Source organism: Vibrio wakamikoensis, assembly GCF_050337275.1.
Classification (GTDB): Bacteria; Pseudomonadota; Gammaproteobacteria; order Enterobacterales; family Vibrionaceae; genus Vibrio; species Vibrio chaetopteri.
The window spans coordinates 22,925-37,789 of sequence record NZ_JAKJST010000021.1 but is presented as its reverse complement, the minus strand read 5'-3'; the positions used below and the strand labels follow the sequence as shown (position 1 = coordinate 37,789).

10 protein-coding genes, 1 tRNA gene and 1 pseudogene are annotated in these 14,865 nt (G+C 44.5%); 5 read left to right on the top strand and 7 right to left on the bottom strand.

Annotation, left to right across the window (positions count from 1 at the left end):
• Nucleotides 1-61: 61 nt before the first annotated feature.
• The gene (locus tag L4C42_RS12395; protein ID WP_429760684.1) at nucleotides 62-2,806 is read right to left on the bottom strand and encodes a M16 family metallopeptidase; all 2,745 of its coding nucleotides are present in this window, start codon (nucleotides 2,804-2,806) and stop codon (nucleotides 62-64) included.
• A 136-nt stretch (nucleotides 2,807-2,942) separates the two neighbouring features.
• Between L4C42_RS12395 and L4C42_RS12390 the strand changes: the two genes are divergently transcribed.
• The gene (locus L4C42_RS12390) at nucleotides 2,943-4,559 is read left to right on the top strand and encodes a VRR-NUC domain-containing protein (protein WP_429760682.1); all 1,617 of its coding nucleotides are present in this window, start codon (nucleotides 2,943-2,945) and stop codon (nucleotides 4,557-4,559) included.
• A gap of 96 nt (nucleotides 4,560-4,655) precedes the next feature.
• On the opposite strand, the gene L4C42_RS12385 is transcribed toward L4C42_RS12390, so the two are convergent.
• Nucleotides 4,656-5,336, bottom strand: coding sequence for a MaoC family dehydratase (locus tag L4C42_RS12385; RefSeq protein ID WP_429760680.1), 681 nt, complete (start codon nucleotides 5,334-5,336; stop codon nucleotides 4,656-4,658).
• A 331-nt stretch (nucleotides 5,337-5,667) separates the two neighbouring features.
• Here L4C42_RS12385 and L4C42_RS12380 point away from each other — a divergent pair.
• Nucleotides 5,668-5,758: transfer RNA gene (locus tag L4C42_RS12380), tRNA-Ser, on the top strand.
• Nucleotides 5,759-6,010: 252 nt separating this feature from the next.
• Nucleotides 6,011-7,909 (top strand): TonB-dependent receptor domain-containing protein, encoded by a 1,899-nt coding sequence (locus tag L4C42_RS12375; RefSeq protein ID WP_429760678.1) that lies wholly within the window; start codon nucleotides 6,011-6,013, stop codon nucleotides 7,907-7,909.
• 87 nt (nucleotides 7,910-7,996) lie between these two features.
• On the opposite strand, the pseudogene L4C42_RS12370 reads toward L4C42_RS12375, so the two are convergent.
• Nucleotides 7,997-8,920, bottom strand: a pseudogene (locus L4C42_RS12370) (LysR family transcriptional regulator).
• Between the two features lie 164 nt (nucleotides 8,921-9,084).
• Between L4C42_RS12370 and L4C42_RS12365 the strand changes: the two are divergent.
• Complete coding sequence (locus L4C42_RS12365; protein ID WP_353499276.1) at nucleotides 9,085-9,468, top strand: 3D domain-containing protein; 384 nt, start codon at nucleotides 9,085-9,087, stop codon at nucleotides 9,466-9,468.
• Between the two features lie 65 nt (nucleotides 9,469-9,533).
• Here the strand turns inward: L4C42_RS12365 and L4C42_RS12360 are convergent, their stop codons facing one another.
• From L4C42_RS12360 to dctP, 3 genes are all read right to left on the bottom strand, one after another.
• On the bottom strand, nucleotides 9,534-10,943 hold the full coding sequence (locus tag L4C42_RS12360; protein WP_429760676.1) for a TRAP transporter large permease: 1,410 nt from the start codon (nucleotides 10,941-10,943) through the stop codon (nucleotides 9,534-9,536).
• Nucleotides 10,940-11,563: a TRAP transporter small permease subunit gene (locus L4C42_RS12355; RefSeq protein WP_353499274.1), complete on the bottom strand. Its 624-nt coding sequence runs from the start codon at nucleotides 11,561-11,563 to the stop codon at nucleotides 10,940-10,942. The genes L4C42_RS12360 and L4C42_RS12355 overlap by 4 nt, the downstream gene beginning before the upstream one ends.
• Nucleotides 11,564-11,646: 83 nt before the next feature.
• Nucleotides 11,647-12,657: a TRAP transporter substrate-binding protein DctP gene (dctP, locus tag L4C42_RS12350; protein WP_418642971.1), complete on the bottom strand. Its 1,011-nt coding sequence runs from the start codon at nucleotides 12,655-12,657 to the stop codon at nucleotides 11,647-11,649.
• A 317-nt stretch (nucleotides 12,658-12,974) separates the two neighbouring features.
• Between dctP and L4C42_RS12345 the strand changes: the two genes are divergently transcribed.
• Complete coding sequence (locus L4C42_RS12345; RefSeq protein WP_429760673.1) at nucleotides 12,975-14,336, top strand: MATE family efflux transporter; 1,362 nt, start codon at nucleotides 12,975-12,977, stop codon at nucleotides 14,334-14,336.
• Here L4C42_RS12345 and L4C42_RS12340 read toward each other — a convergent pair.
• Entirely contained in the window at nucleotides 14,290-14,532 is a 243-nt protein-coding gene (locus L4C42_RS12340; RefSeq protein WP_353500196.1) for an OsmC family protein, read from the bottom strand. The genes L4C42_RS12345 and L4C42_RS12340 overlap by 47 nt on opposite strands.
• Nucleotides 14,533-14,865: the final 333 nt, after the last annotated feature.

The following is a 14,865-nucleotide window of genomic DNA, read 5'->3' as shown; positions in this document are numbered from 1 at the left end:
ACTTAGCCGTTTTTGTAAATTAACACCATGTAAACTTTTAAATACAGTTAATTTTCTACCCTTAAGGATTGATTAGCAAAGAAAACTTGCTGGAATTTCGACCAAACTCCTGTTTGACCATACGATCAAGATCACTCAAAGTTACGCTCTCTGCCACCGATTCGTAGTTATAAAGTGCCTCAATGCCATAACCCAATAGCCAATAACGGAACAGCATAAAGCTCATATTTTCTGGATTATCTGCCCAAGGGGAGAGATCGCTTTTTAGCTGGGCAACCACTTTGTCACGCTCTTGCGCTTCGAAGCCTTTGATCACGCCTTTGGTGACATCGTTAAACAAAGTCATGGCCTTCGCTTCGTCTTCCGGCTCTACATGTGCATAGAACGACCAACCAACTAAGCCATTTCCTTCCTGTACAAAACCATAAGCTTCTGGGCTGTAGTCTAGAGAATTATCCACTCGAACCAATTGCATTACTCGCTCATTGAGTAGCCTTTGTAATAAATCTTCTGCAAACACATCTTTTGCTGTTCTAGGTTCATTTCGTTCGGCAACAGTCACCATATACACTTTAGATTTACCGTCGTCAGAAGGATAGTTGTCGACGGTCGTCATATTTCCTTCCCCTAACAATTTCAGCGAGGCGGTAGGCCACGGGTATGCTGCTTCACCAGTAAATTCTATGTTCGCAATGTACTGCTCTATTATCGGTTGAACCTCAGTTACCGGTTTAGTTCCTACTAGAACCATTTTATATCCACGGTTTATTCGGAATAGTTTATTGTAAGCCTCAAGTACGTCCTCTTTATTCACCATCGCAATCTCTGCTTCTGTCCTAGGTTGCAAGTGACTATTGGCATCCAAACCGAGTTTAAACGCATCATTAAACGTTTTGAATTCAGGACTTTGATTTAAGCGATTGATTTCATTGGTAAGCATTGTCTTGGCTTTATCCACTGCCGAACTATCTACATCGGTCAAAGACATAGCATGATGCATTACTGACATGACATCTGCGATACCCTTTTCATTGGTACCAAACACCACCCCGTGTTTAACGTCGTGAATGAACGGTTCCATGTAACTATTGGTTCGACGGAATGCTCGCTCTATTTGCTCTGGAGTCAAGGGGCCAATATTACTGTTCAGTGCAACTAGCGGGAAAAGTTGCCCGGAGGCCATTAACTCGTTGTCGAGTGCCGCAGAACCACCAAGGGAGCCGAACCAACCGTAGAACTTATCGGCTGCTTTATCATGTTGCGCATATAAAACTTCAATCCCATTAGTTAACGTCAACAGAACCAAATCATGGCCTTGCTTCTCCAATGAGACAACGCTTCCTTTGGTGTTTGGAACAATAAGTGCCTTAGAGACGACCATCTCAAGTGGCTTGTCTGTTTTTTGCTTAAGTCCAGCTGCAATGTCTCCAACATCAACAGACTCAAGTTTAGTATTCACCGCAATAATCGGGGATTGTGAAAGCAGCTTCTTGATGGCTCTATTGGCGTCCTTTAAAGTCATCTTATCGACCAAACGACGATGAACAGCAACATATTGATTTGGATCTTGAGCAATACTCTGAGCTTGCAGCATACCGAACTTATAGTCGACTAGCTCGTTAGGCGTCCAAGTCTGAATATCATTGAGCAATTGGTCATTAAACGATAACCAACTTTGTTTTACCGTATCTAGCTCCTCTTCACTGACTCCGTGCTGAGTTAAAGATGCAATAGCAGCGGTCACCGCTTGCTGGACTTGATCCCGCTCTGACTCTTCAAATCCCGCACCAATCACAAACAAACGGTTGCCATTCAAATCCAATGTATGAGAATTGTTCCACTGTAGGGTAAACTCTGGAGACCGGCTTAGTTCAGACAGTCTGTTTGAAATCAAATCACCAATAAAATAGGTACCTAGTTGAACGAGTTGATCAGCTTCGGCATTCACTATCGGGTTTGGCATTTGATAAGCGAGATCCAAAGCCGCATGCTCCTGTGACAAAGCCGTCGCGACTAAAGGTTCATCATTAAATTCAATAGGCTTAATGAGGGTTCGCCTTGGCTGTTCGCCCTTTTCTATTGAACCAAAATAGCGACTTATACTAGCCACCACGTCGCTTTGTCCCCAGTCACCTACGATCATGAGATCCATGTTCTGCGGTTGATACCATTGCTGATAAAATCGCTTAAGTTCCTCCAAGTCCAAATTTTCAATTGAAGATTTGCTACCGAGGATGTCATGAAATTCTAGTTCCGTTCCCTTCAGCAAATGCAGATACGCTTTGTCGACGTAGGGTTGAGGTTCTGGTCTTCTTTGTCTCATCTCGCCAATGACCACTCCTTTTTCTTGCTCGATCATCTTCTCGGTAATGGTCATCCCACCTGCGACATAAGCTAGCCAAGATAGAGCCGCGTTTAGTGACTCTACATCATCTATAGAGAGTTCATAAGCCGTGTATTGGTTGAATGTAAACGCATTAAGATCAGCACCAAAACTTACCCCTGATTTAAACAGTACTTCTTTCGCAGCGTTCTGTTCAGGCACATCCTCCACTCGGAAAAATAAGTGCTCTAGAAAATGTGCATAACCCGATTGTTTTGGTGTTTCTTGAAGGCTTCCTCCATGAACAACGAGCCTGAGCGCAATCGGCGCACCCGTCTTTTGGTATTGGCTTACTATAAGACCATTTTCCAACTCAGTCGAAACCCAACCCGTGTCTGGTTTAATGGGCACATCGCTTTCTGGCGAACAGCCAAACACAAACAGTAATACCCAAGATACACACCATAATTGCAGTTTTTTCATACCAATACCTAGCTTGCGACTCATACCGGTAAACGCTACGATGTTTCATAAACCATTGAAATACTGTTCAATGGTTTGCATCTAGTTTTAAGACTCAATGCGAGTCAATTCATAAAACCAACCTGTAGGTTATGTCGTGAGTAATCCTTCCCCTATCATCCTCGAGCCTAAATACTATCTGAGTAACTTCATAACGTTGCTTCGCAGCGTAGAGGGGCTGTATGGTGATCTATTGGCTGCATCGGAGCGAAACTGGTTAGATCGCTTTTACTCTCTGGAGGAAGATGAACAATGTCTATTGATCCGTATGATGACTCGCAAAGGAGAATGGTTTCGAAGCGATAAACTGGTATACCCAGAACTTGCGACTACAGAACTGTTACTCAGTAAACTCGAACTCGCAGGCTTCATCGATCTCACTCTACCAAGCTCGCCGAATGTATTGGCCGACAAACTCCTTACCAAACCTGAGCTTTTATCCCTATACCCTGAGCTACCAAAGACACTTCGCAAGCCAAAACTCATTGAACTGTTGCCTGAACAGTTTGAAAGCTCGACTGTATCATTGCCATTTACGCCAATTAAACTTGTCGACAACGATAAACTGCCACTGTTTTGTTTGCTGTTTTTTGGGAATCGGCATCAAGAGTTCGCTCAGTTTGTACTCGAGAACTTAGGGATCCATACTTTCGAACAGTACGAAGTTTCTACTAAGACACGTATATTTCATTCTCGAGAAGAAGTAGTCTCATCACTGGCGATAGGCGAACTCGCTGCCTCCTATGAAGAGATAGATCGTAAGTCACAACCGGAATTGCGAGATTTTTCTAAATACATACCAGAGCCACATGGAAAACACGCTTCTCGCACATACAATAAACTGGTTAATTTGGTTGCACGAGATCTTGAGCGAGTCGGTGCATTTGATGAAGCATTGGCTCTATTTAGCCAAACAGTCACTCCCCCCTCTAGGGAGCGTCAAGCACGCATACTGAAAGCTCAGGGCAAGCCGGAAAGTGCAAAAAACATCGTAGATACAATGCTCGAAACTCCACTTAGCATTGATGAATTCGAGGTAGCGCAACGTTTGTCAGCGCCTCTTTGCATAGCGCTGGGTCATCCAAAAGCAAAAATAGAAAAACTGTCTCCCCCAGAAGTACATCGTAAACTCGATCTTAGCGCGAACCGTGTCGAACTTGCCGTTGTAGAAGCGCTAAACAAAGAAGGTTGGCAGGCTTTTTACCTAGAGAATCAGTTTCTAAATACCTTGTTTGGGCTCGCTTTCTGGGACATTTTATTTGCTCCTGTTGAGGGTGCTTTTGTAAACCCCTATCAACGCCAGCCTCTGGATTTATATCGCAAGGAGTTCGTTGAAAGCCGCAAACAGTTAGTCGAGCGCAGACTTAATGACATCCGCCAGCAAGGCATAGCCTATTTGGTTGACCGCCACAAAAACAAAAACGGCCTTCAAAATCCGTTTATTGTTTGGGAATTATTAGATGACTCATGGCTGACTCTTGCTATGGAAAGCATTCTCAACGACCAGCTTGTCGGTCTATTTGAAGTGATACTCTCAGACATTCGCGCATATCGAGCCGGTCAGCCGGACGTTGTCGCTTTTAAAGATGGTGATTGGATGTGGTATGAAGTAAAAGGTCCTGGAGACAAATTGCAGCACAACCAAATACGATGGATGAAACAGTTCGAGAGACTCAATATCCGCTACCAAGTGTACTACGTGAATCATAGATAACTAATCACGCATTAAACAATTATTGGTAAAAACCAAGATACTAACCACAAAAAAGCCCAGCGTTAAAACCGGGCTTTAGCAATTCAGTATCTAGATTTAGAAATGCAGGTGAATAACCGATGTTGCAATGCATGCTGGACGGCGTACACCTTCGATCTCAACTCGAATTTCACGTTCAATTTCTAAACCTTTACGAATAGGTGTTACCTTAACCAAGGTACTCTTAGCGCGCAGGTTACTGCCTACTTTCACAGGATAGGGGAATCGAACCTGATTAAGGCCGATATTCACCATCATTTTCGCTGTAGGGAACAGTGGTTTGTCTGGATCAACACTGTCCGTCAGGGCTGGCAACAATGACAGAGTAAGAAAGCCGTGCGCAATCGTCGTTTTAAACGGTGACTCTTGTTCAGCACGTTCAGGGTCTGTGTGTATCCACTGATTATCTTCTGTAATCGAACCGAATTGATTGATACGCTCCTGACCCACATGAATCCAGCTACCTTCGTGAATAACTGTACCTATTTGGTCTTGCAATTCATCAAATAACACTTGAGCTGCGGGCTTGAGCACAATTTCTGGTTCGACCTGTGCAACTTCTGGTTCATTCACCGCTGGCTTGTGATAGTCTCGAACCCACGCTAGGAAATTACTGTGGTTCGTTTTATCAACAAACTCAGTCCAATACTCTCTAATCGCCGGCGACATCCATTGCATAAGCTCAGACTGATGCTTAATAGAATCAGCTCTTTGTTTAAACAATTTAACAACTTTCATCTTGACCTCAAATCACAGTTCGTGAGAACTAACCGTAATATTTTGAAGCAACATACGCGAACACGCAAACATTTTTGAGCGAACATGCGTATTCTGAATGGTGTTTTATTCCAATAAAACAATATCTTAGCAATAAAAAACAAAGTTTTATTTTGTGCACTCCATCAGCTTCGATCCGCTACGGAATCGTTTGCTGCTGAGGCACTCGTTTCTAAAACACATACATTGCGTAACGTTTCACCAGATTGGCCAGATTTAAAGCAAACAGTCAAAAAGCATGCATTTTTCGCTTTACAGTTACCTCCCCCCCCTCTATTATTAGCGCCAACACGGAGAGATGGCTGAGTGGTCGAAAGCACCGGTCTTGAAAACCGGCAACCGTTAATAGCGGTTCTAGGGTTCAAATCCCTATCTCTCCGCCACATTCTAAAAAGCCGCTGATAATTCAGCGGCTTTTTTTCGTTCTAGCTCATAAAACTTATCAATTGCTAGCACGCTACTAGACTCACAAAATCTACCTACCCCCTGTCTATCTCCACCGTTAAAGATTCGGTTCTAAGTTGTGAAACCATACACGAATCCAGTTAACGCGACTCTGCCCTTCTATGTCGTAAAGAAGCTAACTTCTTAGTAGTTACTCGTATGTGTAGTGATTTGACTCATGTGAGCATGACTTGCCCTACGTAAACACAGACAATATTAGCCATGGCTACTATTTCCACTCTCTACAAGTTTGGGGCACAACGATTTCTAGCTCTACGTCTATGCTCAGTGATGACATTGAATTAAAGCAAGCTGATCACCTCAGCGATTTACTACGCGATCAGCCAGGCGTTGATGTGGGTGGCACTCACTCTATGAACCAAAGCATCAATATCCGTGGTTTAAGTGAACTTGACCTAAACATCACTATCGATGGTGCCAGCCAAACAAACAACGTTTTTTACCACGTCGGTAACCTTCTGATTAACCCAGATATTTTAAAAGCTGTTGATCTTAGAGTTGGTAATAATTCTGTGCTCAATAGTGGTCTTGGTGGCGGCGTTGCATTCGAAACAAAAGACGCGAAAGATTTGTTGCGTCCAGGTGAGAAAGCAGGCGCTCGTTTGTTTGGCGGGATAGCGACAAACGACTATCATCACTACTCTGGGACATTGTTCTCTCAGCTTTCGGACAATGTCGATGGCCTTTTCTATTACAACGCTATTGACCGTAAAAACCCTAACGATGGTGAAGGCAACACCATGACTGGTGAAGAGGGTAGAACCGAAAACTACATCGCCAAGCTAGGTTGGGATATCAATGATTCTAACCGTATCAAACTTTCTTATGACTACTACAAAGATGCAGGTGACTACAGCGTTAAGTCGAACATGGGAGATAGCTATCCAGACCATAAAAAGCTAATCCGACCAACCAAATACGTTCGCGATACTGTAACACTCAACCATGAGCTCTCTTTGGGCATGACCGAGGTAAGATCGAGTTTGTACTGGAACCAGATGAACTACTCGAACCTGAACCCACAAACAAGCATTGTCTCTGAAGGTAATACACAAGTATTTGGCTTAAACAGCCTTGCTGAGTCATCTCTATTCATTGGTGACACTAGTAACCTGGTTCGCTATGGATTGGACGCAAAGAAAGAAGAAGCTAAGAGAATAGATGCAGGAACCTCATCGGGTGAAGAGTCAGCAGATACCTTCGCAATTTATGCCGAAGATGAGATTGCTATTTCCGACAGTTGGACCGTGATACCAGGCGTTCGCTACAACTACTACAAGTTGGATATGAAGGCTTCGGACAACTCATTTTCCACACCGACTTTCGGTTTAGCAACAACGTATGATATTACCAATGAATGGCGGGTAAGAGCTAGCGCTACCGAACTCTTTAAGGGGCCAGGTCTGACAGGTTCTTACTTAGAATCAGGGTCGAGCTACAACCCAAACTTAAAAGCTGAAACTGGCGTCAACTATGAAGCTGGCCTAGCCTACCAGACTATTAGCATGCTTGGGCTCGATCAGTTCGGTTTCTCGTTCACTGCTTTCCAAACAGACATCAATGACTATATTGATGACGTTTGGACTGGTAAATCTCAGTTCATAGACAACGAAGGTGACGTAGAAATCCAAGGCTTCGAGTCTGTGGTTAATATGACTTATTCAGATTTTTCAGGTCGTGTAACCTACGCGAAATCAGACTCTGAGTTCACTTCTGTTAAGCCTGGCGGCCGTTATGTTGTGGGGCAATCTCTTGATGATGAAGTCGGTGATAGCATTTCTGTTAACCTAGGTTACGCTTTTCCTGAGCTAGGGTTAGACATGAATTGGAACAGCCAAATTGTGTTCGACCTCGATAAAAAAGTCGAAGAAGACACGGCAAAAGAAGGTTATAACACGCATAAATTTGATGTGCGTTGGGTACCGACGACGCTACGAGATCTAACAGTAACCGCATCTATTGAGAACATATTTAACGAGCAGTATGTGTCACATGCGTCTCATGACCTTGGGTATGCGGACTATGAACCAGGTCGTAACTTTAAACTCTCAGCTGCATACGTATTTTAAACGTTTTCCAGCCTAGAGAGGTATACATAAGAACGCCCTTCCCCTTCCCATCAAAAAAGCTCGCATAGCGAGCTATTTTTAATCACGTTAGTTTTTCACTGACTCGATATATTGATTTCGAACCCATATGAAAGCAGGATCTTGGTGATATCGCTTGTGCCAATACAAGTAAACATCTCTAGAAGGATGCTGCAGTTCTTTTGGAACTTCTCGACAAACGATGTCATGGCAACTCTCAGCTCTCTCTGCATATGACGTTGGTAGATGAAAAATGATGTCTGTAGACGCCGCAATGGGGATTGCAGACGAAAAATTATTCAGCCGAACTGGCGTAGAAATCTGACCATTATGACCCAGTAAACCTAAAGCTTGAAAACGTGGTTCTATGGATAACCTCTTATCTCCTTGGAGTTCGATTTGTCCAAAATGACAGTGCTGTAATAATTCCGGCGTCAACTTAGCTTGCGCAAGTGGGTGAGCTGCGGACATCACTAGTCGAAAATCTCTTTGTATCAAACGATGCCTGTACAACTCTTGATCACTAAAAGGTGGTTAGTGATGAGAAATAGTAAAGTGATGCTCTCCGGACAATAAACCTTCAAAATGTGGTTTCGAGACGGTATCGAGTTCAAACGTCATTTGTGGCGCAATACAGCGCATTCGCGCCAAAAAGTCTGGAAACATTAAGTCCATATGTGGGGATAAGCCAAAAAACTTTATTGTTTTTTCACTCACTTCCGGGTCGAACTCTTCCCCATCTATTAGCTCTTCTAAGTTAGCAAGGACAGAGTTTAGTTGGAGCTTAATTCGTTCTGCTTTGGGTGTGAGGTCATATCCGTTAGAACTACGAACCAAAAGAGGATCGTCGAACAGCTTTCGCAATTTGTTAAGTGCTCGGCTAACCGTCGGTTGACTCAAATTCATAAAGAGTGCGGTATTACTAACGTGTTTCTCTTGGAGTAAGTGTTTCAATACCACTAACTGATTAAGATCTATTTGACTAAAGTTCATCGAGTACTGCTGATGTAAATTGGAATCGTTATCAATAAAGTGTAACAAAAGTTGCATCCAGAAAGAACCATAGAAACACGATGACATCTACTAACCGCAAAGAGTCCACTATGAGGAGTCAACTATACTGATAGACATAACTTCTAACGGAGTGAGAAACGAATATGAAGATAATCCGTTATCTTGCCTTACTACTGTATTTCCCTATGATCAGTCTTGCCGCCGACACTCACAGCATGAGAGTAAAAGCGAGTGCCTATACCTCAGCAATCGGCGAAACCGACTCTACGCCTAACATTGGCGCCTGGGGAGATAAACTGACACCAGGAATGAAAGCTATCGCCGTCTCTCGTGATCTCATTGAGCTTGGTTTGACACACAACCAGCGCGTTACAATTAAAGGGTTCGAAGGTACCTATTTCGTTTTAGACAAGATGAATAAGCGTTGGACTAAAAAAATCGATATCTATATGGGAAACGATGTTGAGAAGGCAAAGCAATGGGGAGTAAGAAACGTCACTATTTACTGGACTAACGAAGAAAAATAAGTGAAACACTCAATAAAAACGAACGGCCGCCTCTCAGCCAGCCGTCCTTTTTTTATTGAATAGAACTAGGCATACCCCATTAGGCTCGGCAGCCAAAGTACTATTCCAGGCATGACCAGTAGCACCGCTATAGTGATGACATCCGCAACAAAAAATGGCAAACAGCCACGGAAGACATCTTGTACCGAACATTCAGGACGGACACCCGCGACCACGAAACAGTTTAGACCAATAGGCGGCGTAATTAGACACAACTCGGCCATTTTCACCACGATGATACCAAACCAAATCGCGCATCCTACTCCTGACACCCCAAAAGCAGAATCTACAGCAGCCACATCCGCGCCACCATTTAGTGCAATCACGGCGGGATACACTACAGGCAGTGTGAGCAGTAACATCCCAATCGCATCCATAAACATTCCAAGCACAGCATAGGCGCAAAGGATGAGTAGAAGCGTCAACATTGGGCTTTGTTCAAGACTCACTATCCAATCGGAGAAAGCCGTTGGTAAATCGGCAAAACCCAGAAAGCGGACGTATATCAGCACGCCCCAGATAATCGCAAATATCATCGCAGACAGCTTTGCTGTTTCCATCAAAGAGCTTTTGATTTCTTTCCAGCGACTACCATGAAAAATAGCCAGCGCCAGAATAAGCGAAGCACCAAGCGCACCAGCCTCGGTTGGTGTGCCAACACCACCATAGATACAAACAACAATAATGCCCACTACAGCAAAGATTGGCATTGCGCCCGGCAGCGCTTCAAATCTTTCTTTCCAAGTAAAGCCTCTCACCGGTGGGCCAAAGTTCTTTTTGGTTAGCGCTAAAAATACGACTAGTCCACCGTAGATCAACGCCGATACCGCTCCAGGTAAGAACCCCGCCATGAGCAATGCACCAACATCTTGTTCAACAATAATGGCGTAGATCACCAATATGGCAGACGGGGGAATAAGCGATGCCAGCGTGCCACCAGCCGCCACGACGCCCGCTGCAAATCGCTTGTCGTAACCGAGCTTTAGCATTTCTGGTACAGCTATACGCGCAAAAACAGCAGAGGTGGCGACAGAGGCACCCGACACAGCAGCAAAGCCGGCTGTTGAAAATACCGTTGCCACACCCATACCACCCGGTAGCCAGCCCACCCAACGTTTGGCAGCTTCGAACAGAGAGCGAGTTAAACCTGCATGGTAGGCGAGAAAACCAATAAGGATAAAGGTTGGAATGAGCGATAGTGCCAGTGATGACACTTTAGAATGCGGGATCGTCCCTGCCATTTTGATGGCAACCAGTAGACCACGCTCAAAACCTAGCTTGGCGGAGAAGAGCCAGACCAGTCCAAAGAAGCCCGCGATTGCCGCAGCAAACGCAACGCGAACCCCGATGACCACCAAGAGCAACATAAAACCAGAGACCCAGAGCCCTATTTCAATCGAATCCATAGAGCCCATTGCGTCAAACAGAGACATCATTTCTGCCCCTCCTTGCCATCATCAGCACTTACCGTTTCGGCTTCTTTGGCAGCAACTTCCGCGGCAGATTCAATCATTGGTACCGCTACGGGCTTGTCATCTCCTCGTTTAAACGCTCTAAGGTACGCCCACAGTTGTAAGACGAGCCTAAGCGCTAATATTGACAAAGCAAAGGGTACGACAAGTTTAGCTGGCCAAGTTGGTAGATTAATATCTACCGAAGAGTCGCCAATGGAGTATGCGCGCCAAAAATGCAGATAAGAGCCGTATATCAACAATGATGTAACCACCAGCATCAGCAGTGTCGAGATAAACTCGGTCAGCCACAGCCAACGCCCCTTGAAACGGCCAACAAGAATATCCATACGAATATGACCGCCCATCCGCTGAGTGTAAGCAATACCCAGAAAGGCAATGAACGCCATGGCTTGCTCGACCCAATCGATGTAGCCACTAATCGGCATCGAAAACAACCAGCGGCCCAATATATTGGTGGTCGCTAATGCCACCAGTGCAACGATCACGCACCCCGCGGCGAGATTGAGTAATGACTCAAGTTTAAAGAATACCCTATCGACCCGACTTACCGCCGAGCTGTCCTCTAATACAGACGCAGACATACTCGAAATCCTTTTGGTATTTACAAATAAAAACGAGCGCTAGTGTTACCTAGCGCTAAAACAACTAAATAGAAATAGTGAAGTTAGTTTTTCTGTTTGAACAGAGCGTCGGTATAATCGAATAGCGCCTTAGCGTCGAACTGCCCTTGGTATTTTTTCACCCAATCTTCACGCACTGAGGCTGCGAGTTCATTCAGCTGCGCTGTTTGTTCTGGGGTAAATGTCACTTGTTTCACCGACTCATCCGCAATGGCTTTGTCAAACTTAGCGGTGGTATTTTGCTCATAGTTTGAAACATAGTAATCAAGTGCTTCTGGTACCGAGCTTAATAAGGCTTCGCGGTGTTCCGGTTTTAGCATTTCCAGTGCTTCTGTATTAACAACAACTGGGCAGTTTGCAGAACCGAGGTTGAGGTTAGTCGTCACCCAATTAGCCACTTTATAGGTATTGGTCGCTAGGTGAGCATGAGGCGCAAACGAAGCCGCATCGATGACCCCAGAGTCCATAGATTGACGTACTTCAGAGAAAGGTACCGTTGTTTTGACTGCACCAATCTTACCCAACACACTCATGATTCCGCCGGGACCACGTACTCTAAGCCCTTTAAAGTCTTCCAAAGACTCAAGGTCATCACTCTTACTGGCAATATTGTACTGAGGAAGTGGCGTTGGCATTAACAAGGTTGCGTTCCATCTCGCCAAATCTTTTTTTACCTCTGGGTGATTAAACACCTCGGTATAAATCTCCCCGACTCGCGCTAAAGACACATCCTGTGAGAATGGAAGTTCAGTCACCGTGATTGTAGGGTTTTTGTCGGTATGATAGAAAGAACAAAACTGCGCCATTTCAAACGCACCAAATGAGATACCATCTAGGTTTTCACGCGCCTTCGACAAGCCGCCATAGGAAAGCACTAATTTGAAATCGCCGTTGGTTTTTTGCTCTACCAACTCAGCTAGCTTTTCAACATTCTCGGTAAACGCTCGACGTTTACCCCATAAAGATACATTCCACTCAGTAGCAGCATGAACTTCTGCCGCCACGAATCCTGTCAAAATAAGTGATACTGTTAATGCCGTTTTTGTTGCTTTCATCGACAACTTCTCCTAATCCTTTTTCATATCTTTAGCGCGCGTTGACCACGACACTACTAGCCCAGAATCCACTGTTTACCTGGGTCTTAAGCTAACTCAATGATAAGAATAGAGTATTGTTAACATTTCGCTCAAAATGTTAACGTTTTTGCAGTGCAGGGCACGTTATCTTTGTTCAAACGCACTTGAACTGGTCATTCATCACGACAGTCAATTCAAAACCCATTCGTTTCCAAGGGTTATGATGATTGACCCTCTCCTGCAGATACACTAGCATCGCCCTGATTTTACTCGACGCCTGTTTTATTGAGTCTTTTATGAAGCACATTCTTTCTTTGGCTATTCCTCTTATTGTCTCTCAACTTATCTCAATGGCGCTGGTATTGACCGATGTCTGGATGATGGCCAGACTCAGCGTAGAAGATCTTGCTGGCGGCGGATTGGGAGCGTCTGTGTATACATTCGTTTTCCTGGTTTCAGGAAGCATCGTCGGCTGTGTAGCTAACCTCATTGCAATAGCGTACGGGCAAAGCGTTGCGAGGCCGTCCTTTGGCAGACAACAAATACGCTTTGCCGTTAAGGGCGCTCTTATTCTCTCTGTCGTAATAACCGCAATTGCTAGCCTTGCTCTTAACCTTACAGATGAGTTACTGGCAGTGGCGAAACAACCCGTTGACGCCATTCCAAGCGCTACCAACTATCTTGATGCGCTTAAATGGGCCATGTTACCTACCCTGTTGTTACTGATCCTACGCGGTCTAACTAGCACGTTTGGCGATGCAAAGTCGGTAATGTGGATGTCACTTGCCACCGTCGTTCTCAACGTACCGCTAAGTTATTGGTTTGCTTTTACCCTTAAAGGTGGAATTGCTGGGCTTGGTTGGGGAACAACTCTCGCAGCAACATTAATTCTGTTTGCATACGGTGCGTGGGTGTTTCGCCAAGAAAAATATTATCGATTCGCGCCATGGAAAAGGGGTTCAGAGTATTCATGGCGCTTAACACTCCCACTGTTATCACTCGGTTTACCTATTGCTGTTGCTAGCGCGCTAGAACTGAGCCTAATTTATGGTAGTACCATACTCGCAGGTATGCTTGGTGTGACAGCACTGGCACTACACCAAGTACTTCTTCAGTGTTTAAATTTTAGTTTCAACATAAACTTTGGCTTCTCCCAAGCCGCTGCAATTTTGACAGGCAAAGACTTTGGTCAAGAGCGCTTTCAAAACATTAAAGTGATTGCACTGCGAAGTTTCATTCTAGTCACATTGATTAGCGCCTTGCTTGCGATAACATTTAGCACCTGGCCGCACGTCATTGCTGGTATGTTTGATTTTGATAGCTCGAACCAAAACCTTAGTAATGAGCTAGCGTCAATTATTTGGGTTGTTGCGCTTTGCTTCGTGGTGGATGGTTGGCAACTTCTGACAATGAACCTTTTACGCGGTATGAAAATCGTCAATATGCCAATGCTACTTACCGCAATTGGTTACTGGGTCTTTGGCCTTAGTAGTGCGTGGGGGCTAATGGCACACTTCCAGTTAGTTGGCGTGTGGGGAGGGGTGGCTATTGGACTTGCGGCGACGGGCATACTGTTAATAGGATTGCTAACCATCAGCTTTAAGCGTTCAATCAAGCCTCCAACCGTAACTCAAAAGTCCCAGAAACACTGTTACTAATCGTACATATTTTCTTAGCGTCTTTTAGTAACTTTTCTGCGAGCTCTCGCTCTGAATATATGCCTTTACTTAACTGGATGTCATAGTGGGTAAAATGGGCCGGCAGAAACTCGCCTTTGTGCCCAGTAATTTGGATATGAAATGACTGTATTTCGATTTTTCTTCGAAGCGCTAGCTTTTGCAAAGAGATGGCCATACAAGAACCAATTGAATACAGAAAAGTCTCTGCTGGATTATCTAAAACGGGAGCAACTGAAAGCTCACTAAGCACACGGCCATACCTTAAACCTCCATGCTCATCGAACGAAACCAATATAGGGCCTTCACTCGATGGCTTCACTCTGAACGTCATTTCCTTCTCCGCTTGCATCTGCCTAATCAAACACTACTGGAACTTTTTGTTGTTGTACATTTCCGTCAGCGGTGCCTAAAAGCACTATAAACGACAGTGTTCCTAATACAAGTCTCTATAAAACCAAAAAAGCACTCCATCAGGAGTGCTTCATTTATTGTGCGTTCTATTCAACGG